The sequence below is a fragment of the Massilia sp. CF038 genome (assembly GCF_900129765.1).
Taxonomy (GTDB): domain Bacteria; phylum Pseudomonadota; class Gammaproteobacteria; order Burkholderiales; family Burkholderiaceae_D; genus Telluria_A.
This window is the reverse complement of record NZ_FQWU01000002.1, coordinates 456903-478452: the sequence shown is the minus strand read 5'-3', so window position 1 is coordinate 478452 and position 21550 is coordinate 456903. Positions and strand designations below refer to the sequence as shown.

The following is a 21550-nucleotide window of genomic DNA, read 5'->3' as shown; positions in this document are numbered from 1 at the left end:
AATTCGTGGTATAGTTCGTCTTGTGGTGAACGCCACATCCCGCCCGCTGCGCCGCGCGGCAACCCGTGTAAGGTTGTTGTTGCAGATGACGCAGACGAACGGGGTTTGTTTTTCCGGATACGTTGGTCGAGTTACACGTCAGGGCACCACGCAGATAGCATGGGCGCCTGAGACGCCGGATACCACGCAGATAGCATGGGTCCTGGCAGCGATTAAAGCATTGGTTTTACATTGGAATAGAGCTCGCCTAGGCGAGCTTTTTTTTCGTCTGCGCCGTTGTCGTTTTGGCTTCTGTGTTGGGTGTTAGCGTCACCGGGCGCGAGAAAGATCGCTCTGCGCGGCCGCTTCAGTTAAGCTTGGCTCAGCTCTTTTTCGATCCCGTTCCCATCATGCCACTTCAGCAAGCCGCGACTCCGGTCGAACGTCAGACCCGCTTCGATCTGTTCCATGCCGAACTGGCCCCGGTGCTGGTCGACTTCATTGATGTGCTGGGGATCGAGCCGCCGCGCGAGGTGCTGACCCAGGCCGTGCAATATCTGCCTTACGTCGAGCGGGCCTTGCGCGATATGGCCATTGCCGATGCCGAGGACCGCAGCTGGTTGCTGGCGCGCATGATGTATTTTATCGGCGAGTATTTTGCCCAGCGCTACAGCGGCCACTGGTTTGTCAATGAGACGCCCGGTTCGGCGCTGTTCGGGCGCTGCGTGGTGGGCAAGTTCCGCCTGCATGGTGCCAACATGATTGATCCGCTGGAGCTGGCCTCGGCGTATGTCGACTTGCCTTGTCCGCGCAATTTGGCCGATCTGGTGAACGACGTGGAGCAAGCCATGCAGGGCCCGGCGCGGCCGGGCCTGCACTGATCACCCCAGCGCGCGGTTCAGGGCCGACAGCACGGCCTTGAACGAGGCGGTCACGATGTTCGGGTCGATGCCGCAGCCAAACACGGTGGGCCCGCCCGCCACCCGCACTTCCACATAGCAGGCAGCGCGCGCATCGGCGCCCGCACCGATCGCGTGTTCGTGGTAATCCATTAATTTGATCTCCAGGCCGAGGGCGTCCACGAAGGCGTCAATCGGACCATTGCCGCTGCCGGTACGTTGCTGGGCAGCGCCGTGCTGGTCGAGCGAGACGCTGATCTGGACTGGCACGGCGCGGCTGCTGTCTTCGCTCAGCTGGTGACTGATGTAAGCCCAGGGCGTCGTACGCTCCAGATAAGTGCGGGCGAAGATGGCATAGATGCCGGCAGCGTCGATTTCGCGCCCGCTGGCATCGGTTTCGGCCTGCACCGCGCGGGCAAATTCGATTTGCAGGCGGCGCGGCAAGGCCAGGCCATATTCCTGTTCCAGCAGATAGGCCATGCCGCCCTTGCCGGACTGGCTGTTGACGCGGATGACGGCATCGTAGCTGCGGCCCAGGTCGGCCGGGTCAATGGGCAGGTAGGGCACTTCCCACAGCGCGCCAGGCTGCTGTTTGGCAAAGCCTTTTTTGATGGCGTCCTGGTGCGAGCCGGAGAAGGCGGTGAATACCAGGTCGCCCGCATACGGGTGGCGCGGATGCACCGGCAACTGATTGCATTCTTCGGCCAGCTGGCGCACGGCATCGATGTCGGAAAAATCGAGCTGCGGATCGATGCCCTGGGTGTACAGATTCAGGGCCAGGGTGACCAGGTCGACATTGCCGGTGCGCTCGCCATTGCCGAACAGGCAGCCTTCAATCCGCTCGGCGCCAGCCAGCACCGCCAGTTCGGCGGCGGCCACGGCGCAGCCACGGTCATTGTGCGGATGGACCGAGAGCACGATGGCGTCGCGCCGGGCCAGATGGCGGCTCATCCACTCGATCTGGTCGGCGTAGACATTGGGCGTGCTTGATTCGACCGTCGAGGGCAAATTGAGGATCATCTTGCGCGCCGGGGTGGGGCCCCAGGCGGCGCTGACGGCGTCCGAAATGGCCAGGGCGAACGGCAGCTCGGTGGTGGAAAACGATTCCGGGCTGTATTCAAAGCCCCAATTGGTCTGCGGGTGGTCGGCCACCAGGTGCTTGACCAGGCGCGTGCCAGTGACGGCAATGTCAATGATCTGGGCTTCATCCATGTTGAACACGACGCGGCGGAACACGGGGGCCACCGAGTTGTACAGGTGGATGATGGCGTTTTTGGCGCCGGCGGCCGCTTCTACGGTGCGCCGGATCAATTCTTCCCTGGCCTGGGTGAGGACGATGATGGTGACGTCGGCGGGGATGCGGTCTTGCTCGATCAGCTGGCGCACAAAATCAATGTCGGTCTGCGAGGCCGATGGAAAGCCCACCTCGATTTCCTTGAAGCCAATTTGCACCAGCTGCTCGAAGAAGCGCAATTTCTTTTCCGGGCTCATGGGCTCAATCAAGGCCTGGTTGCCGTCGCGCAGGTCCGTGCTCATCCAGATGGGAGCAGCGTCAATGGTGCGCGTGGGCCAGCTGCGCTGGGGCAAGTCAATGGCAGGAAAAGGGCGGTATTTGGGGTGGCTGGGCTGCATGGGAACTCCTGTTGTCTGCTGGGGGGGCTTTGCCGGGGATGGCATCGGGCCGGGGCGGTGGCGACAGGCTGCATGGCGGCCACGGAACGCTAGGCCAGGCAACCGATCGGTAGCTTTAGCAGTAGAAACAGGGTGGTGGTGCTGGTGGTGCTGGTGCGATGCATCTGGAACTTTCCTGGGACTTTACGAAGCCGGCAAGCGGCACGAAAGAAACTGCGCGACGATTAACGTAGCGCTAGCGATAGGAAAGTTGGCAGGGGCAGGGAGGTGAACATGGACCTACTGTAAAGCAGGTCCGCCTGGCTTGTCAAGCGCGCCGCTTTACATGTCGACCAGCACGTTGAAACCACCAAAAATCATGCGCTTGCCGTCAAACGGCATGTTTTCCGGGTTCATCATGGCTTTCATGCGCGGGTCCTCCATGACCTTGGCATTGATTTCATCGCGTGCTTCGCGCGAGGCGTACACGATCCAGGAAAAGATCACGGTTTCGTGGTCTTGCTGCTGGATGGCGCGCGGGAAAGAAGTCAGCTCGCCCATTTGGACATCGTCGGCCACGCACTCGCGAAATTCCAGGGCGCCATGTTCGCGCCACAGTTCACCGCAGCGGGTGGCAATGCTGCGGTAATGCTCGATCTTGTCCTTGGGCAGGGGGATGATGAAGCCGTCGACGTAGGGCATGGCGTTCTCCTGAGTTGGTGAACAGGCATCCTACGCCGGCGCCGCGCCCGCTGGCGCGCGCTTCCTCAGGGCAAAACCTGGACCGTGGCGGGGCCGGCCTGCATCTGGCCAATCACCGCGGCGTGGCCAAAGCCCTCGGCCGCAAACAGGGCCAGCACGGCCGCTGCGCTGTCGGGCGCGCACGAGACCAGCAGGCCGCCCGAGGTTTGCGGATCGGTCAGCAAGGCGTGCTGGGCGGCGCTGATGGCCGGGTCGAGCTGCACGTCCTTGCCATAGGCATCCCAGTTGCGGCCCGAGGCGCCCGTGAAGAAGCCGTCGGCAGCCAGTTGTTCCACGCCAGGAAGCAGCGGAATGCTGGCCATCTTCAGCGTTGCCTGCAGCTGGGCGCCGCGCGCCAGTTCCAGCAGGTGGCCCAGCAGGCCAAAGCCGGTGACGTCGGTGAGTGCATGCACGCCTGCCATCTCGGACAAGGCCTTGCCTGGCTTGTTCAATTTGGTGGTGTTGGCAATCATGGCGGCATAACCGGCGGCGTCGAGCTGCTCTTTCTTCAGAGCGGCAGACAGCACACCCACGCCCAGCGGTTTGCCCAGAATCAGGACGTCGCCTGCCCTGGCGTCGGCATTGCGTTTCACGCGTGAAGGGTGGACCAGGCCCAGGACCACCAGGCCGTAAATGGGTTCGACCGAATCGATGGTGTGGCCGCCGGCAATCGGGATGCCAGCTTCGGCGCAGATGGATTCGCCGCCGCGGATGATCTGGCCGATGGTTTCCAGCGGCAGCTTGTTGATTGGCATGCCAACCAGGGCCAGGGCCATGATGGGCGTGCCGCCCATGGCGTAGACGTCGGAGATGGCGTTGGTGGCGGCAATGCGGCCGAAATCGAAGGGATCGTCGACGATGGGCATGAAGAAATCGGTGGTGGCGATCAGGGCTTGCTCGTCGTTGAGCTTGTAGACGGCCGCATCGTCGGCCGTTTCTATGCCCACCATCAATTCCTTGGGCACGGGGAAGCCGCTGGAATTTTTCAGAATTTCCGACAACACGCCAGGGGCGATTTTGCAGCCGCAGCCGCCGCCGTGGGAAAAGGAAGTCAGTTTGATGGGGGAAGTGGACATGGTGGTTCCGTGGTGAAGTGGGCTCAGGCAGGATTATGCGCCAAGTTGCCGCTCAGGGCTCGGGCGGGGCATGCGCGGCGGCAGGCGGGGCGGCGAGCAGGCGTTCAGCCAGGCTTAGCACGGCGGCCCGCTCGGCAGCCGGGGCAAACAGCGGGGCACGCGCGCGGCACTGGTGCAGCAGCTGGGCGTGGAAGGCCGGGTCGGCCACGCTGCGTTCGATCAGCGCGGCCAGCGCCTGGACATCGCCTGGGGGGAAATAACCGGCGTAGTCCTCACCCAGCATGCCGCGGTTGCCATTGATGTCGCTGGCGAGCACGGGCACGTCGGAGGTGAGCGCTTCGATGATCACATTGGCACCGCCTTCCATCAGGGAGCAGAGAACCATGGCGTGACTGCGCGCGAGCAGGGCGCGGGTGGTGGCGTGCGGCTGATCGCCCAGCCATTCATAGCGCGCGTGGCTGGCGCTGGCAGCGGCGGCGGCTGCACCCAGGTCCGGGTCCAGGGCGCGCCCGATGTGCTGCAGATGAATCCTGCTGTCATGCACCAGCGTACTGGCGCGCATGAAGGTAAGGGGATCCTTCTCGGGGCGCAGGTGGCCGACCATGCAAATGGAAAATGCCTTGTCTTGCGGGCCTTCACCGGCACCGGCACCGGCACCGGCATCGACGCCCGTGAGGGCGGGTCCGGCCTGGGTGCAGGGCGCCGACTGGTGGATGACGTGGAGGCGCGCGCGCAGCCCGGCAGGCAGCACGGCCACGCCGGCGCTTTGCAGCAACACCAGGTCGGTGGCGTGTTCCAGTGCGGCGCGCGCAGTCGGATCGTGATGGATGTCGCGGTACAGATCGGTGCCGGTCAGAACCAGGACGCGTGGGCGGGCAGGCCAGGTCTGAGCAAAGGCGGCCAGCGCGGCGGCGGAACGGCGCGCATGCAGGGCAATGAACAAATCGGCGTCGGCCGCGGCGCCATGGAGCGTGCCCGCACCGTAGTCGGCGCTGGCAACGATGCTGACTTGGTAGCGTTCGCGCAAAAAGGATGCCCAGCGGCTGGCAGTTTGCCAGTTGCCGTTGTTTTCCTTCGCGCCAGCGGGGCTGGCGATCAGTACTTGCTTCTCTTCTTGCTTCTCTTGCACGGTGTCCCCTTGAAAATTCGCTACAATCTGCACCATGAATTCCACCACATCGTCGCTTGCATCATCGTTTCGCCACGCCCGTCCGCAACAGCTTGCCGACGCCATGCAGAGCGCCAGAAATTATACGCTCAGCCTGTTCGACTGCTTTGCTGGCATGGGCTATGACGTGCTCACGCGCGTGCCCCATTTGCCGACCATTAATCCGCCCTTGTGGGAGCTGGGGCATCTGGCCTGGTTCACCGAGTGGTTTGTGTTGCGTGAAGCCCTGTCGAGCCATCCGGCCGATGCGCAGCGCGCGTCGCTGCTGACGCGCGGCGACGACTGGTTCGATTCCAACACGGTGCCGCACCGCAGCCGCTGGACGTTGGATTTGCCGTCGGCTGGCGCGCTCAAGACTTACTGTCATGAAGTGCTGGACCGGACCCTGGACAAGCTGTCGCGCGAACCCGGCACGGATGAAGCCTTGTATCCGTACCGCCTGGCGCTGGCGCATGAAGACATGCATGGCGAGGCCTTGTTGTACACGCTGCAGACGCTGGGTGTGCCAGTGCCGCCGTCGCTGTCGCGCGATGAGCCGGTGCGCTCGCCCTCGGCCAGGATTGCGTATCCGGGCGGGACGATTGCGCTTGGCGCGCAGGAGGGCGGTTTCGTGTTTGACAATGAGAAGCAGGCGCACCAGTGTTATGTGGCGCCGTTCGACATTGATGCGGGGCTGGTCACCAATGCGCAGTTTGCCGAGTTCATGGCCGATGGCGGCTATCAGAACCGGCAGTTCTGGAGCGTGGCAGGCAGTGCCTGGCTGATGCAGCAGGAGCGCTCGTCGCCAAGGTATTGGCAGCGTGAGGCGGGCGCGTTGGGCGGGGCGCAGCAAGGCGGGCAAGGCGGTGGGCAGAGTGACAGGGAAGGCGGCAGGCAGGGCGCCGGGCAGGGCGACAGGCAGGGTGACAGGCAATGGATCACGACGCGGTTTGGGCGATTGATGACGCTGGCGCCGGCGGAACCGGTGCGGCATATCTGCCTGTACGAGGCGCAAGCGTATTGCGCCTGGCTGGGACGGCGCTTGCCGACCGAGGCCGAGTGGGAGTTTGCTGCACTTTCTGGGCAAGCCGGCTTTGCATGGGGCCAGCTGTGGGAGTGGACTGCCAGCCCGTTCGAGCCTTATCCGGGTTTTGCGCCTGACCGCTACCGGGAGTATTCGGAACCCTGGTTCATGACCCATCAGGTCCTGCGCGGCGCTTCCTTTGCGACCCCAGCGCGTTTTGGTTCGGCACGCTACCGCAACTTCTATCGCCCCGAACGCGACGATATGTTCGTCGGTTTCCGGACCTGCGCGTTGTAGCTGTAGCGCAGGTTGCGGCGAGAGGGGGAGGGTCGGGATGTCCCGCCGCTCCAGTGGGGTATCGGGTCTCTTTCTGTCTTATTTTGTCTCGTTTTGCTTTGTTCTGCCTATTTTTGAACGTTGAGGGTCCAGACGAGTCAAAACCAGACAGGAATCGACAAAAGGAGACAAAATGAGACACGATGCCCCACTGAGAACAATGGAAGGCACCACCTCACTGCGGGCGGAACTTGCAGACTATCTGCGTGCGTCCGGCAGCCCATTGTCGATGCCACAAGCTGCTGCGCTGGCCGTACGGGCGTGGATTGCCGCTGACAGAGCTGCAGCTGACCGCGCCGCCACCGATTGCGCCGCTACCGATCGCGCCGCTACCGATCGCGCCGCTGCCGCGTGGGGCGCGCTAAAACATCCTGTCACAGCACGCCTTGCAGATTTACCTGCCGCGCTCGAAACCACGCCCGGCTATCTTTGGAAAACGGTTTTTCTGCCCCATGGCACCCAGCTGCGCATGGAACACGGCGGCCACACCCACACTGCCCAGGTCATCGGACACGAAATCCGCTACCAGAACAAACGTGTTTCGCCGCGCGGCATGACTTTGGCGGTGACGGGCAACGGGCGCAATGCCTGGCGCGACCTCGTCATCCTTTTCCCAGGCGCCCGGCACTGGAAACGGGCCAGCTGCGCGCGTATCGACATCGCCTGCGAAGAAGCCAATGGCCGACCGCGATTCTTCCCGCACCAGCGTGGCTACAAGAAGCTGCAAGCGTTGGGCCTAGTCGCGCCTGTCCGCTCTGCCGGACCACGTCCCGCGGTACCGTACCCGGCACCTCCCGCTTGCTACCCGCCGCCACCAGTATCGCCTTGCATGCCACCATCGCAAGCAACAGGACCCGCGCATCCACCAATGCATTCACAATGGCGTTCAGCATTGCCTGCAGCCGCGCCCCCAACCGCGCCCCCAACTGTGCACCCAACTGTGCACCCAACTGCGCACCAGACCGTGCCACCAACCGTGCCACCAGCCGCGCTCCGCCAGCCCACAGTGGCGCACCAGCTTGCCCAAGCACTGGCGCGTCTCGCCCACGACGACGGCCCGGCGCCGCAGTACGTGCCTGGTCCGCACGACCCCGACCGACGCAGGGAAGGGCAAGGTCGCCGTTCCGACGACCTTGCAGACACCTGCAGCTACGACTAACGACGCGCCCTCACCAGCACCCCACATCGCCCTCGCGAAGGCGGGGGCCCATCCCACGCCGCCAGAGCCGCGCCATCCGCACACCTCCGCAGCAAAACGAAATCGTCCCCGCGTCCGCACCCGCACAGCGCAAAAAAAAAACGGCCACCGAAGTAGCCGTTTCTCAAACCATCCCCATCACGGAAGAAACCCGAAAGCCCCCACCGCAATGATCAACCCAGATCAGCGATCGCCATACGAGCGACGTGCACCATCGGCCGGACGCGGGTTCGAACCCTTGTAGCCGCCACCAGCACCGGCGCCATCTTTGCGCGGCGCACCTGGCTTGCTGAAAGTACGCTGGCCCGGCTTGGCAGCCGAACGGTTGTCACCCGGCTTCCAGCTGCCTGGACGGGCGGCCGAACGTGGTGCCGACGCCGTCTTCTTCGGCTCAAAGCCCTCAATGACATTGACCGGAATCAGCTGCTTGGTGAAACGCTCGATGCGCTTGACGTTCATGCCTTCGGCGTGATTGACCAGCGAAATCGCCAGACCATTGCGGCCAGCACGGCCGGTACGGCCGATACGGTGCACATAGTCTTCCGGGAACTTCGGCAGATCGTAGTTGAACACGTGGGTAATGTTCGGCACATCGATCCCGCGCGCAGCCACATCAGTCGCCACCAGAACCTTGACCTGGCCGCGGCGCAAGCCGTCCAGAGTACGGTTACGCGCACCTTGATGCATGTCGCCATGCAGTGCCGCAGCCGAGAAACCAGCAATGTTCAAACGGTCGGCAATGGTATCGGCATCGCGCTTGGTGGCGGTAAACACCACGGCCTGATCGAGCGTCTCATCGCGCAGCAGATGGTCCAGCAGGCGATTCTTGTGCGACAGATCGTCGACAAAGTGCACGCGCTGCGAAATGTTTTCGTGCTTGCTGGCCGAACCGGTGATCTGAATGGTCATCGGGTTGGTCGTGATGCGGCGCGCCATGTTGCCGACCATGCCGTCCAGCGTGGCCGAGAACAGCATCGTCTGGCGGTTGGCCGGGGTCGCTGCAATGATTTTCTCGATGTCGTCAATGAAGCCCATGTCCAGCATGCGGTCCGCTTCGTCCAGCACCAGCATTTCCAGCTGCGAGAAATCGATCTTGCCCGATTCCATGTGGTCAATCAGACGGCCAGGCGTGGCCACCAGAATTTCCGGATTGCGCGACAGCAGTTGCATCTGTTTTGGATACGGCATGCCGCCCAAAATCGACACCGCCTTGATGCGGCGAATCTGGGTGCCGTATTTTTCGGTCGCGCTGGTCACTTGCAGGGCCAGTTCGCGGGTCGGGGTCAACACCAGCATTTTTGGCTGGGCAGGCTTGAAACGGGGACGCTCGCCGCGCGCACGCGCCGATTGCGCTTCCTGGGCCGCGGTCTTGGCGGCAGGCGATTGTTCAGCGACAGCGAATTTGTGCAGGGCAGGCAGCATGAATGCCGCTGTTTTGCCGGAACCGGTTTGCGACGAGACGAGCAAATCGCGTCCTTCGATCGCAGCAGGAACAGCTTGCTCCTGCACTGGGGTCGGCTTGGTGTAACCGGCATCGGTCACAGCTTTTACGATAGACGCGTGGAGGCCTAATGCTTCAAAACTCATTATGTTCTTTTCTTTCGGTATAGATCAGCACTCGGGCACATGCTCCGAGCGCAAAATAGCAACGCCAACCAACACAACGAAATGACTCAGGTAGAAAGAAATTTCGGCACAAAAGCTTTGCGCCGGGACGGTGTCAGGTGCGACACACAAGGCGGGAGGGCTTTATTGAGGGGACTTCTCAGGGAAGTCGCCCAGGCTTGCGAAGCTGCTAGTTTTACTTCAGGTACAGGCAACAGCCATCGCACAGTCTAATTGCGAGAAACGTATTGCAGCGCACAAACAGTACTATACAGTAGTTTCACTGTGCTTGTATAGATAAATCCGTAGAGAAACCGGGGTCAGACCCCGGCCTGCGCCGGTCCCGACCCCGCGCTCAGGCGTTCTCAGCGTGCCACGCGCGCCTTGATGCCAGCCACTTTGGCCTTGATACGCTCGGCATTCGTCGCCTTCTGCTTGCGCGCCGGCTTGCGCCCGCTGCGTTCGGCTTCAAAGGCCATCACCGCATTGTCGACCACTTGCTCGGCAATGTCGCTATGCACCGACGCGGAGGTTTTTGGCACCAGAATGGTGGAGCCAGCCTTCAAGCGGGTCTTGACGGGAATATTGTTGGCCTGGCGAATCACTTCCGGCGTGGTCCCGAAGCGCGACGCCAGCGAAGCAATGCTTTCGCGCGCGCCGGTGATCTTGTGCGTGGTCCAGGTCGACAGGGCACGGCCCCATTGCGCCAGATTCAAATGGAATTTTTCCGCGTTTTCCGACGGCAGCAAGATCTTGGTCTGCTCGCCACCCGTGATGACGGGGCGGTTGAACTGCGGATTGAGCGCCTTGAATTCTTCCACCGACAGTTCGGCCAGCTGGGCGGCAATCACCAGGTCGATATCGCTGGTCTTGTCCACGGCCGTGAAGTAGGGGGTATTGTCGATCACGGGCAGGGCCACGTTGTACTGGGCCGGATTGGCAATGATGTTCTTCACGGCCTGCAGCTTGGGCACGTAATTGCGCGTTTCGGCCGGCATCAGGTCAGCCAGGCTTTCATAGTCGGTCGGCAGACCCAGAGCCTGGTTCTTCTTGATGGCTTTTTGCACATTGCCTTCACCCCAGTTGTAGGCAGCCAGGGCCAGCGGCCAGTCGCCAAACATGGTGTACAGGCGCTGCAGGTAGCTGAGGGCGGCGTCAGTCGAGGCCAGCACGCCGCGCCGCTCATCCTTGAACATATTCTGTTTCAGGTTGTAGTCGCGCCCCGTGCCTGGCACGAATTGCCACATGCCGGACGCGTTGGCGCTGGAATAGGCTTGCGGATTGAAGGCGGACTCGATCACGGGCAGCAAGGCCAGTTCGGTCGGCATGCCGCGCTTTTCCAGTTCCGTGACGACGTGGAACATATAGCGGTTGGCCCGGGTCGCCACGCGCGCAATGTAATCGGGACGGCTGCTGTACCAGGTGACGTGCTTGGCCACCAGGGCATTGTTGATGTCGGGAATGGCGTAGCCAGTGCGGATGCGGCCCCAGACATCGGTTTCCTTGTATTCAAATGCCTTTGTTTCAATAACTTTGCTCTCGGCCATCAGGGGCGCGGCTGGCTTGGCGATCTGGGCCGGGGCAGCATCGGCACTGCCAGCCTCTGCCAGGCACAGGGCCGGGGCAAGAAACAGGGCGAATGCGGCGAGGGCTACCTTGGTGCGGGTCGGTTCGGTCATGGCGTTTCCATAGTGTGTCGCGAGACAGTAGAGCGGAGTGTACGTAGCCTTTTACGCTCGCGTCAAGCAATTGCGAGCCGTGTGCGGGAAATTGTTTGGCAACTCTTTTAGACAAGATTGGCAGCCAAATGCAGACCAATTTGCCGACAAAGCGCGCAACATGCGGCGCCCGCCCCAGCCTGTGGTGGCTCTGGCAATGCTCGCCGGCAATACCAATCGCACACCAACCTGTCCCGCCAAGCTAGCACCCGGGCGCGCGTCAAACTATGAGCTGTGGCAAAGAATGCGTACAATTCGAAGACCGACTTTCTGAAAGCTGCAATGTCCACCCCCAATCTGAACGCCGATGATGACCAGATCATCGCCGCCACCGAACGCTGGCTCGAACGCGCCGTCATCGGCCTGAACCTGTGCCCCTTTGCCAAGGCGGTCCATGTCAAAAAGCAAATACGTTACGTGGTCTCGCCCGCCACCAGCCCGGAACAATTACTGGAAACCTTGATGGACGAGCTGCAATTGCTCTCCGACAGCGATCCGGAAGCGATCGACACCACGCTCCTGATCCACCCCTTTGTGCTCAATGATTTCTTGGATTACAACGAATTCCTGGATGTGGCGGACGCCGCCGTGGAAGACATGCAATTGGATGGCGAGTTGCAAGTGGCCAGTTTCCATCCTGATTACCAGTTTGCCGAGACCGACCAGAACGACATCAGCAACTACACCAACCGCGCCCCGTACCCGATTTTGCACCTGCTGCGCGAAGACAGCATTGAACGGGCCGTGGCGGCCTTCCCGGAAGCGGCCGAGATTTTCGACAAGAATATCGCGACCATGGAACAACTGGGCCACGAAGGCTGGGACAAACTCGATGTCGGCCCCGCCCAATGAGGCAGCCGTGAGCTTGCCGATCCGACCCGACACGCCCTGCGTGGCCGTGTGTTCGACCACCTTTGACGACGTCTGCCGCGGCTGCGGGCGCACCGTGGTGGAAGTGGCGCACTGGGTCTCGATGAGCGCTGAAGCCAAAGAACTGGTCTGGCAGCGCATCCTGGCCCAAGGCTACCCCCGCCGCAACACCTGAACAACATCGCCCTCGCGAAGGCGGGGGCCTATTCCACGCTACCGAATTCGGTGGAGTGGAATAGGCCCCCGCCTGCGCGAGGGCGATGTAGGTTCATTCACTTACCTCAAAAACTGCCAATAAAATCCTTCTTGCCCACTTCCACCCCGTTATGCCGCAAAATCGCATACGCGGTCGTGGCATGGAAGTAAAAATGCGGCAGCGCATAATGCACCAGATACACCTGGCCCTTGAACTGCTTGGCATTGGCGCCGCTGCTGGTGCTGATATCGCGCCCGGCCGACGCCTCAATCCCATCCTGCGGCAAGCTGTCAATGAAAGCCAGCGTGGTGGCAATGCGCTGCTTGAGTTCCGCAAAGCTCTGCTCGGTATCCTCATAGCGCGGCACCTCCGCCCCTGCCAACCGGGCCGACGCCCCCTTGGCAAAATCACACGCCACCTGCACCTGGCGCAGCAAGGGGAACATGTCCGGATACAAACGCGCCTGCAGCAAGGCCGCCGGCTCGATCTTCTTCTCCAGCGCGTGCGCCTCGGCCTTGTCCAGAATGGCCGACAGGCTGGTCAGAATCTGCTTGAACACCGGCACCGAGGCCGCATACATCGAAAACGTCATGAAATTCCCCTTGTAAAAGTGCAGCGATGATAACAAGTTGCTGCGCTTTGTGCAGGGCGCGCATCGGCGCGTGGCCTCGGCCCGGCTTTCCGTGCATAATTCCACTCAGTAACGGCTAACCACGCTCACGCGCGCCCCCATGCCCATCTTGCTGCATGCTTAACACCGCCTACCAACGCTGCCGCGCCTGGCTCGCCTCGCTGTATGGCGTGTCGATCTATGGCGCCCTGCTGGCCGTGGTGGTGGGCGGTCTGTTAATCCCGGCCCTGATTGGCGGCTACGTCCTGATCGGGGTGCAGGAACAGGGCGCCGCCCGCAGCGCCCTGCACGAGTCCCTGCAGCGCAACGCCGACATCCTGGCCCTGGGCATGCAGGAATCCCTCTGGAACATGAACGCCGAATCAGCCCACTCGCTGGTCGAATCGGTCATGCGTGACCCCTCGGTGCTGCAAATTCAGGTGATCGGCCAGGCCGACACCCAGTTCATGAACGTGCATTCGCCCAACCGCCCGATTGGCAATGTCTACCGGGCCGAGCGCGACATTCTGGTGCGCGGCGAGCGCATTGGCCGCATCCTGGTGGAAATGGACGATGCCCGCAGCCAGGCCGAATTGCGCAACAAGCAATCGAACTATGCTTTCGTGCTGGCCTTCCAGCTCACGGTCTCGCTCTTGCTGATCGTGCTGTTCCTGAATCGCCGCCTGCTGGTGCCCCTGCGCAAGCTGATGAAGTTTTCCGACCGCCTCTCGCGCGGCGACTTCGAAACCCGGCTCGATCTGGCCGGCAACGACGAGCTGGGCCGTCTGGCCAGCCAGATGGAACAGATGCGCGTGGCCATCAAACACTTGTTTGAAGACATAGGCCGGCGCGAAGAGCGTTTTCGCACCATCGTCACCCAGGTCCCGGGCGCCGTGTTCCGGGTCCGCCCCAACGGCCCGATTGACTTTGTCAGCGACGCCATCGAAGACATTTCCGGCTACCCGGCCGCGCTGCTCACGGGCAGCCCGGCGGCGCGCTGGTCCGACATCATCTACCCGCAGGACCGGCGCATGCAGGCGCGCACCGTCCAGGCGGCGATGCAGGGCGGCAAACCCTACGACATTGAATACCGCATCATCGACGCCCTCGGCACCGAACGCTGGGTGGCCGAAAACGGCCAGCCCCAGCGCGACGAAGCCACGGGCGCCGCCTGGATCGACGGCATCATTTCCGACATCAGCGAGCGCAAACACAATGAAATGCGGATCCAGGGCTTGCTGGCCGAGCAAAGCGCCATTCTTGACAACGTCATGTTTGGCGTCATGTTTGTGCGTGCCCGGCGTGTGGTCTCGGTCAACCGCCGCTGCGAAGAATTGTTTGGCTATCCCGCGGGCGGCCTGGCTGGCGCATCCACGGCCGTGCTGTTTCCCAGCCAGGCCGAGTTCGAAGCGGCCGGCCAGATCCAGTACCCGGCCCTGGCCCTGGACAAGGATTTCAGCGAAGAGCGCCAGTACCAGCGCGCCGACGGCAGCCTGTTCTGGTGCCTGGTGAGCGGGCGCGCGCTCGACCCCTTGCACCCGAACCAGGGCAGCATCTGGGTCTACGCCGACGTCACCGAACGGCGCCGCGCCGAAGAAACCCTGCGCCTGTCGGCCACCGTGCTTGAACACATCGCCGATGGCGTGATGGTGATTGGCCCGGCGCGCCAGATCGTCGCCATCAACCCGGCCTTCACCCAGATCACCGGCTTCACTGAAGCTGACGCCCTGGGCCAGGACGCCACCCTGGCGCGCGCGGCCCGTCCTGACAGCGCGTTTGATGCGGCCCTGTGGCATACCCTGGCCGAGAGCGGCTTCTGGCGCGGCGAAATCTGGAACCGGCGCAAAAATGGCGAGCTGTATCTGGAGTGGCTCACTGTCTCGGCCGTACGCGACGACCAGGGCGCCACTACCCATTATGTGGGCGTGTTCAGCGACATCACCAAGGCGCGTGAATCGCAAGCCCAGCTCGACCACATGGCCCACCACGACCCGCTCACGGCGCTGCCCAACCGCCTGCTGTTCCACGACCGCCTGCACCACGCCTTGCAGCGCGCCGCGCGCGAGCACCAGAAGCTGGCCGTGCTGTTCATTGACCTGGACCGCTTCAAGAACGTCAACGACACCCTGGGCCACCACATCGGCGACGAATTGCTCAAGCAGGTGGCCGGCGCCCTGGCCGCCAAGCTGCGCGACGGCGATACCCTGGCCCGCCTGGGCGGCGACGAATTCATCGTCCTGCTGGAAGATGTCGACGGCGAATCAGGCGCGGCCCACGTGGCCGAAAAACTGGTGTCCATGTTCGAGCAACCGTTCCTGGTGGCCGACTACGAGCTGTTCGTCACCGGCAGCGTGGGCATCAGCCTGTACCCGGACGACGCCAGCGACCTGAATATGCTGATCCGCAACGCCGACGTCGCCATGTACCAGGCCAAGGCGCGTGGGCGCAACGGCTACCAGCTGTACGCGCCATCGATGACGGGGGAGGGCGTCGAGCGCCTGCGCCTGGAAGCGATGCTGCGCCGCTCGATCGAAAAAAACGAAATCTTCCTCAACTACCAGCCGCAGGTGGAAATCGATTCAGGCCGTCTGACCGGGGTCGAGGCCCTGGTGCGCTGGGACAATCCGGAACTGGGCCTGGTGCCGCCGGTGCGCTTCATTCCCCTGGCCGAAGACTCCGGCTTTATCCACCAGCTGGGCAAATGGGTGCTGTACGAAGCATGCCGCCAGATGGTGCGCTGGGAACAGGCCGGCCTGCGGGTGCCAAAAATGGCGGTCAACCTCTCGCTCAAGCAGTTCGAGCGCGGCAGCATTGCTGGCATGGTGGCCGACGTGCTGCATGAAACCGGGCTGGCGCCAGCCCGGCTGCAGCTGGAAGTGACCGAATCGGTCATCATGAACACGGACGACGCGCTTGGCTTCATCAACGACCTGCACGCCATCGGGGTCGGGCTGGCGATTGACGATTTCGGCACCGGTTATTCCTCGCTGGCCTATTTGAAGCAGCTGCCGGTGCAAACGCTGAAGATTGACCGCAGCTTCATCAAGGACATCTCGACTGACGTCAACGACGAAGCGATCGCCATTGCGATCATCCAGCTGGGGAAAAGTTTGAATTTGTCGGTGATTGCCGAAGGGGTGGAGACGCAAGACCAGGCCGCCTTCCTGCTGCGCCACGGCTGCAACCACGCCCAGGGTTACCTGTACAGCCGCCCCGTCTCCGCCCAGGCCGTGCAAGACAACTGGCCCAAAAACTAAGCAAACCCCCACATCGCCCTCGCGAAGGCGGCGGTCCGACGACTCGGGGCCCATAGCACGGCCCCGAAGTAGTTCAGCCCGTGACACCCCACATCGCCCTCGCGTAGGCGGGGGCCCATAGCACGGCCCCGAAGTAGTTCAGCCCGTGACACCCCACATCGCCCTCGCGAAGGCGGCGGTCCGACGACTCGGGGCCCATACCACGTTACCGAAGCTGTTCAGCCCGTGACACCCCACATCGCCCTCGCGAAGGCGGGGGCCCATACCACGTTACCGAAGCTGTTCAGCGTGATATGGGTCCCCGCCTTCGCGAGGACGACGTCAGCGTTGCGCGTTCGCCAGCAGCGTACGCAAATTACACTCCACCTGCCACTGCCGCCGTTCCGCGCTGCTGCCAGCCAGCCGGACCAGCTCCGCCTCGTCCGTGGCCACCTGCGCCGCAATCAGCCGCTCGGCCAGCGCCGGATCCGGCAGCATGGTCCCGAAAAACGCCACCACATCGCGCCGCTGAATCAACAGGGTGGGAAAATTATCCACATCCAGCTCGCCCACCACCTCGGCCTGATCCTCAATATCAATCCACACAAAATGCATATCCGGATGGCGCGCCGCCATGGTCTCGAAAGCAGCGCGGTAACCGGCGCACGTACCGCACCAGGCCGCACACAGGCAGGCCACGATCCAGTCGTCGCCGGCCAGGGTTTGCGCCAGCGAGCCGCGGTTGTCAAGGTCAAGAGTATGGCTATGCATGGCCGCATTTTACCTTGCTCGGGTTAAAATACGCACATGCCCATCATTCTTGCCCTTGAAACCTCGTCCGAACTGGCCTCCTGCGCCTTGCTCAAGGAAGACACACTGTTCGCGCGCGCCTCGTCCGGCGTGCGCACCCATTCCCAGGCCATTTTGCCACTGGTGCAGGAATTGCTGGCCGAAGCAGGCATCACCCTGGCAGACTGCGACGCGATCGCCTTTGGCGCCGGCCCCGGTTCCTTCACCGGCGTGCGCACTGCCTGCGGCATCGCCCAGGGTCTGGCCTACGGCGCCGGCTTGCCGGTGCTGCCGCTCATGACGCTTGACGCCATGGCCCTCGCATGCCGCGAACAAAGCGGTGCGCGCGACATCCTGGCCGTGCTGGACGCGCGCATGGGCGAAGTCTACTGGGCCCAATACCACGACGGCGTGCTGACCGCTGGCCCGGCCCTGTGCGCCCCGGCCGACCTGGCTGCGCTGCCAACGGACGGCCCCTTGACGGCCTGCGGCAACGGCTTGTCCGCCTACCCAGAGGCCTTTGCCGATCGTGCCTGGCGCGCCGGCGCGCTGACCGAGATCATGCCGCACGCAGCCCAGATCGCGCAGCTGGCCGTCGCCGCTCTGGCTGCCGGCGCTGCGGTGGCACCCGCGGCTGCCCAGCCCCTGTACTTGCGCAACAAGATTGCCTACACCAGCGCCGAGCGCCAGGTCATCAACGCTGCCAAGGCTGCCGCATGATGCTGGCTCAGGATGTTGACCAGTTCAGCTATGCGCCCATGGTCACGGACGATATCGACGCCGTGTTCGCGCTTGAAACGGCGGTCTATCCCCATCCCTGGACCCGCGGCAATTTCGTCGATTCGCTTGCCAGCGGCTACAGCGGCTGGGTGCTGCGTGCGCCCGACGGCGCCCTGGCCGGGTATTTTTTGCTCATGAAAGTGGTCGACGAAGGCCATTTGCTCAACGTCGCCGTCGCTGCCGATTACCAGCGGCAGGGCGTGGGCCACTACCTGCTGGACAAGGTAAGCGAGTGCGCGCGCGGCTTCGCGCTTGACTCGATTTTGCTCGAAGTGCGGCCCTCCAACTTGCGCGCCCTGAAGGTGTACGCGCGCTACGGCTACCAGGAAATCGGCCGCCGCAAAGCCTATTATCCGGCCCACAACGGCCAGCGTGAAGACGCCATCGTCATGAGACTGCCCCTATGAGCGCCATCGACCCGCGCAGCGCCGCCTTCCTGCAAGAAATGGGCATCACGCCGCTGTGGCGTGTGCGTGGCGCTGTCGCCGAGGCGCCGCCCGCGTTGGACCAAGCTGTAGCGGAAGCCGTCGCGCAAATTGAACCGGCGCCCCTTGCGCGCGCTGAACCTGTCATTCCGCGCGCCGCCGCCGAGCCCGACGAAACCACGCTGGCCCGCCGCCGCGCGCTGGAAACGCCGCCGGTTTCATCCCAGTTCGGCCCCCGCGAAGCGGCGGAATCGGCCTGGGGCGACATTCCGCCAGCGCCGCCTGTCACTGACGAAGACATCGCGCGCATGGATTGGGCCGAGCTGAAAACTGCCATCAGCAACTGCACCCGCTGCGACCTGTGCAAGAGCGGCAAAAAGGCAGTGCAGGGCAGCGGTGCCCAGCAAGCCCTGTGGCTGGTGGCCGCTGGCGCCAGCACGGCCGCCGACGAAAAAGAGCGCCGCCCGCTGACCAGCGACGCCGGCAAACTGCTCGATAACATGCTGGCCGCGGTCGAGCTAACCCGCAGCGAGAATGTCTACGTCACCAATCTGATCAAGTGCAGGCCCTCGACCGCCACGGGCGGCGACCGTGCCCCCACGATGGATGAAGCCATGGCATGCCGCCCTTTCCTGGCGCGCGAACTGGCGCTCAGCGGCGCCGGCATGGTCCTGACCCTGGGCCAGATTGCCGCCAACGCGTTGCAGGACAAGCCCTTGCAGGAGCCACTCGCGGGCGCCCGCGGCAGCGTACATGCCTTCAACGGCGTGCCGCTGGTGGCCACGTTGCACCCGGGCGAACTGCTGCGGCGCGGCGCCGACAAGGCGCTCGCCTGGGCCGACCTGTGCCTGGCGCGAGCCCACGATGGCCGTCCTGGCTGACACCTTTCAAGCTGGTTTCGAGCAGCGCTTCGGCCACCTGCGCCAGCCGCACGTGCGCGCGCTGGCCTGGCTGCTGGACGCCCCCGATCTGCTCGATCCGGCCGACCCGCACTGGCAGGGCCGCATTGCCAGCCTCGGTCCACTGCCCGCAGCCACCATCGCCTGGCTGCGCGCGCTTGACGCCGATCCGGCCCCGCTGGAGGCCGAACTGGGCACGCGCGTCTACACCCGTCTTGGCCTGTACGCCGAAAAACTGATGGCCTTTTACTACCGCCAGCACGGCATGCTGGTGGCCCACGGCTTGCAGGTGCGCGCTGCGCGCAACGATACCGTGGGTGAATTCGACTTCCTGCTCGACGCCGGCCAGGATGGTGTCGAACACATCGAATTTGCCACCAAGTTTTATCTGCTGGAAGGGGCCGCTGGCGAACGCCTGGACGGCTTTGTTGGCCCCAACCTGGCGGACAGCCTGGGCGCCAAGATGCGCAAGATCTTCGAGCGCCAGCTGGCCCTGGGCCAGCATCCGGCTGCCGCCGCCGTGCTGCCGCGCCCTGTGGTGCGGGCGCGCGCGCTGGTGAAAGGCTGGTTGTTTTATCCGGCGGGTGCCGGCGCAGCGTCGGGCGCCATTTCAGCCAGCCATTGCCGCGGCTTCTGGTGCGCCCTGGCCGAGCTGGGCGAGCCAGTCTTCCAGGGCGGGCAATTTGTCGTGTTGCCACGCTTGCAATGGCTGGCGCCTTACGTGGGGCACGGTGCCAGCGTCGACGCGGCCGAGTTGCAAGCGCAGCTGGCGCAGCAGTTCGTCACGCTGCCCATGCCAGTGCTGGTGGCGGCGGTCAAGCGGGAAGGGGAGATGCTGGTGGAAACGGCCCGTGGCTTCATCGTCCCCGACGACTGGCGCGCCCGCGCCGCGTTCCGCCAGCGCATGGTGGCGGCACCGTAAGAGCAGCCAGCGCATCGCCTAGAGCAGTGAGTGCATCGCAAAGAGTTATAGCCACATCGCCCTCGCGAAGGCGGGGGCCTATACCACGTCGCCGAATTCGGTAGCGTGGTATAGGCCCCCGCCTTCGCGAGGGCGATGTGGGGGTAACTCAGGCTTGTGTATGAAGATCAGCAGCACTTAGCAAGCAAATAAATCAGTGCTTGTGCTCGCCAATCAAAGCCAGCGAATCGTGTTCTTTCTGATTCGCCGCGTGCTTGCGCATGATCATGTACATAATGCCGGCCACCGACCCGCCAAACAAAATGATAATCACGTTCAAATCCAGATTCATGCGGATCATGATCGCGTACAGCGCCAGCATGGTCAGAATCGACAGATTTTCATTAAAATTCTGCACCGCGATCGAGTGCCCCGCGCTCATCAGGACGTGGCCACGGTGCTGCAGCAGCGCATTCATCGGCACCACAAAGAAGCCCGACAGCATCCCAATCAGGATCAAGAGCGGATAAGCCAGCACCACCGAATGCACCATAGTCATGATCATCACAACCAGGCCCATGGCAATCCCGAGTGGAATCACGGTCAGCGATTTTTTCAAGGGAATGATCTTGGCCGACGCCGCCGCGCCCACGGCCACACCCAGCGCCACCACGCCAATCAGGCCCGTCGCCTTGTCCAGCGTCATGTGCAGCGATTTTTCAGCCCACTTCAGCACGATGAATTGCAAGGTCGCGCCCGCACCCCAGAACAAGGTGGTCACGGCCAGCGAAATCTGGCCCAGTTTGTCTTTCCACAGCGTGGCCGAACAATTGGCAAAATCGGCAATCAGCTTGATCGGATTGCGTTCCTGATGCGCATATTTGGCGCCAGTGTCGGGAATGTAGCGGTTGAAGATGGCCGCCAGTATGTACATGCCGATCACCACCGTCAGCGCCGCTTCCGTGGTGCTGTTGATCGGGGTATCGATGAAAGGCACGTCAAAGCCCAGCAGCAGCGTGGAGCCGGCCGCGCTGACCAGGGCGCCGCCCAAGACCGTCCCCAAAATGATGGACATGACGGTCAAGCCTTCGATCCAGCCATTCGCTTCCACCAGTTTTTCAGGCGGCAGCAGCTCGGTCAGGATCCCGTATTTGGCCGGCGAATACACGGCCGCGCCAAAGCCGACCACGGCGTAGGCCAGCAGCGGATGGATCTGGAAGAACAGCAGGGCGCAACCGCAGATTTTGATCAGGTTGGCAATGAACATCACGCGCCCCTTGGGCAGCGCATCAGCGAAGGCGCCGACAAAAGCGGCCAGCAGCACGTAGAACAGAACGAAAGAGAGCTTGAGCAGCGGCGTCAGTTCCTGAGGTGCCTTCATCGTGATCAGCAGGTCAATCGCGACAAAGAGCAGGGCGTTATCCGCCAGCGACGATAAAAACTGCGCCGCCATAATGGTGTAAAAACCACGATTCATTCGTAACGTTCTAAAAGCTGGTGTGGGTTGCTT

General features: G+C 63.0%; 20 protein-coding genes. 10 read left to right on the top strand and 10 right to left on the bottom strand.

From position 1 onward, the window contains the following. The first annotated feature begins 389 nt into the window (after positions 1–389). Complete coding sequence (locus BUC24_RS12270) at positions 390–860, top strand: hypothetical protein (RefSeq protein ID WP_073220014.1); 471 nt, start codon at positions 390–392, stop codon at positions 858–860. On the opposite strand, the gene leuA is transcribed toward BUC24_RS12270, so the two are convergent. The 4 genes from leuA to senB all read right to left on the bottom strand — a co-directional run bounded on the left by leuA (position 861) and on the right by senB (position 5435). After that, positions 861–2510 carry a 2-isopropylmalate synthase gene (gene leuA / locus BUC24_RS12265; RefSeq protein ID WP_073216270.1) on the bottom strand — a complete coding sequence of 550 codons (1650 nt, stop codon included), beginning with the start codon at positions 2508–2510 and terminating at the stop codon, positions 861–863. It abuts the gene before it with no gap. A gap of 321 nt (positions 2511–2831) precedes the next feature. Beyond that, positions 2832–3191, bottom strand: coding sequence for a DUF1428 domain-containing protein (locus BUC24_RS12260; RefSeq protein ID WP_073216267.1), 360 nt, complete (start codon positions 3189–3191; stop codon positions 2832–2834). A 65-nt stretch (positions 3192–3256) separates the two neighbouring features. Continuing rightward, positions 3257–4306: a selenide, water dikinase SelD gene (selD, locus tag BUC24_RS12255; protein WP_073216264.1), complete on the bottom strand. Its 1050-nt coding sequence runs from the start codon at positions 4304–4306 to the stop codon at positions 3257–3259. A 52-nt stretch (positions 4307–4358) separates the two neighbouring features. After that, entirely contained in the window at positions 4359–5435 is a 1077-nt protein-coding gene (gene senB / locus BUC24_RS12250) for a selenoneine biosynthesis selenosugar synthase SenB (protein WP_229448190.1), read from the bottom strand. Between the two features lie 34 nt (positions 5436–5469). Between senB and BUC24_RS12245 the strand changes: the two genes are divergently transcribed. Continuing rightward, positions 5470–6774 carry an SUMF1/EgtB/PvdO family nonheme iron enzyme gene (locus tag BUC24_RS12245; protein ID WP_073216262.1) on the top strand — a complete coding sequence of 435 codons (1305 nt, stop codon included), beginning with the start codon at positions 5470–5472 and terminating at the stop codon, positions 6772–6774. 433 nt (positions 6775–7207) lie between these two features. Here the strand turns inward: BUC24_RS12245 and BUC24_RS12240 are convergent, their stop codons facing one another. Further along, positions 7208–7540 carry a hypothetical protein gene (locus tag BUC24_RS12240; RefSeq protein ID WP_073216258.1) on the bottom strand — a complete coding sequence of 111 codons (333 nt, stop codon included), beginning with the start codon at positions 7538–7540 and terminating at the stop codon, positions 7208–7210. Positions 7541–7753: 213 nt separating this feature from the next. Between BUC24_RS12240 and BUC24_RS26630 the strand changes: the two genes are divergently transcribed. Then, on the top strand, positions 7754–7972 hold the full coding sequence (locus BUC24_RS26630; protein ID WP_143167498.1) for a hypothetical protein: 219 nt from the start codon (positions 7754–7756) through the stop codon (positions 7970–7972). Positions 7973–8194: 222 nt separating this feature from the next. Here the strand turns inward: BUC24_RS26630 and BUC24_RS12235 are convergent, their stop codons facing one another. Together BUC24_RS12235 and BUC24_RS12230 are read right to left on the bottom strand one after the other, a co-directional pair. Further along, on the bottom strand, positions 8195–9598 hold the full coding sequence (locus BUC24_RS12235; protein ID WP_073216256.1) for a DEAD/DEAH box helicase: 1404 nt from the start codon (positions 9596–9598) through the stop codon (positions 8195–8197). Between the two features lie 383 nt (positions 9599–9981). Beyond that, entirely contained in the window at positions 9982–11295 is a 1314-nt protein-coding gene (locus BUC24_RS12230) for a transglycosylase SLT domain-containing protein (protein WP_073216254.1), read from the bottom strand. Positions 11296–11616: 321 nt separating this feature from the next. Here BUC24_RS12230 and BUC24_RS12225 point away from each other — a divergent pair, with 321 nt between their 5' ends. Both BUC24_RS12225 and BUC24_RS12220 read left to right on the top strand, forming a co-directional pair. Beyond that, positions 11617–12186: a DUF1415 domain-containing protein gene (locus BUC24_RS12225; protein WP_073220008.1), complete on the top strand. Its 570-nt coding sequence runs from the start codon at positions 11617–11619 to the stop codon at positions 12184–12186. Further along, positions 12167–12379, top strand: a complete 213-nt coding sequence (locus BUC24_RS12220) for a DUF1289 domain-containing protein (protein WP_073216252.1) — start codon at positions 12167–12169, stop codon at positions 12377–12379. The genes BUC24_RS12225 and BUC24_RS12220 overlap by 20 nt, the downstream gene beginning before the upstream one ends. Before the next feature lie 106 nt (positions 12380–12485). Here BUC24_RS12220 and BUC24_RS12215 read toward each other — a convergent pair whose 3' ends face one another. Continuing rightward, positions 12486–12992 carry a DUF1993 domain-containing protein gene (locus tag BUC24_RS12215; protein WP_073216250.1) on the bottom strand — a complete coding sequence of 169 codons (507 nt, stop codon included), beginning with the start codon at positions 12990–12992 and terminating at the stop codon, positions 12486–12488. 155 nt (positions 12993–13147) lie between these two features. Between BUC24_RS12215 and BUC24_RS12210 the strand changes: the two genes are divergently transcribed. After that, complete coding sequence (locus tag BUC24_RS12210) at positions 13148–16267, top strand: bifunctional diguanylate cyclase/phosphodiesterase (protein WP_073216248.1); 3120 nt, start codon at positions 13148–13150, stop codon at positions 16265–16267. A 321-nt stretch (positions 16268–16588) separates the two neighbouring features. On the opposite strand, the gene BUC24_RS12205 is transcribed toward BUC24_RS12210, so the two are convergent. Beyond that, positions 16589–17017 (bottom strand): thioredoxin family protein, encoded by a 429-nt coding sequence (locus tag BUC24_RS12205; protein WP_073216247.1) that lies wholly within the window; start codon positions 17015–17017, stop codon positions 16589–16591. Between the two features lie 36 nt (positions 17018–17053). Here BUC24_RS12205 and tsaB point away from each other — a divergent pair, with 36 nt between their 5' ends. Genes tsaB through BUC24_RS12185 form a run of 4 tightly spaced genes read left to right on the top strand, consistent with a single transcriptional unit; the run spans position 17054 to position 20061 of the window. Next, positions 17054–17755, top strand: coding sequence for a tRNA (adenosine(37)-N6)-threonylcarbamoyltransferase complex dimerization subunit type 1 TsaB (gene tsaB / locus BUC24_RS12200; RefSeq protein ID WP_073216245.1), 702 nt, complete (start codon positions 17054–17056; stop codon positions 17753–17755). Then, complete coding sequence (rimI, locus tag BUC24_RS12195) at positions 17752–18222, top strand: ribosomal protein S18-alanine N-acetyltransferase (protein WP_073216243.1); 471 nt, start codon at positions 17752–17754, stop codon at positions 18220–18222. Before tsaB ends, rimI begins: the two co-directional genes overlap by 4 nt. Next, positions 18219–19121 carry a uracil-DNA glycosylase gene (locus BUC24_RS12190; protein WP_073216241.1) on the top strand — a complete coding sequence of 301 codons (903 nt, stop codon included), beginning with the start codon at positions 18219–18221 and terminating at the stop codon, positions 19119–19121. Before rimI ends, BUC24_RS12190 begins: the two co-directional genes overlap by 4 nt. Then, positions 19105–20061 carry a DUF1853 family protein gene (locus BUC24_RS12185; RefSeq protein WP_073216240.1) on the top strand — a complete coding sequence of 319 codons (957 nt, stop codon included), beginning with the start codon at positions 19105–19107 and terminating at the stop codon, positions 20059–20061. Before BUC24_RS12190 ends, BUC24_RS12185 begins: the two co-directional genes overlap by 17 nt. Before the next feature lie 193 nt (positions 20062–20254). Here the strand turns inward: BUC24_RS12185 and lplT are convergent, their stop codons facing one another. Next, on the bottom strand, positions 20255–21517 hold the full coding sequence (lplT, locus tag BUC24_RS12180) for a lysophospholipid transporter LplT (protein ID WP_073216238.1): 1263 nt from the start codon (positions 21515–21517) through the stop codon (positions 20255–20257). Positions 21518–21550: the final 33 nt, after the last annotated feature.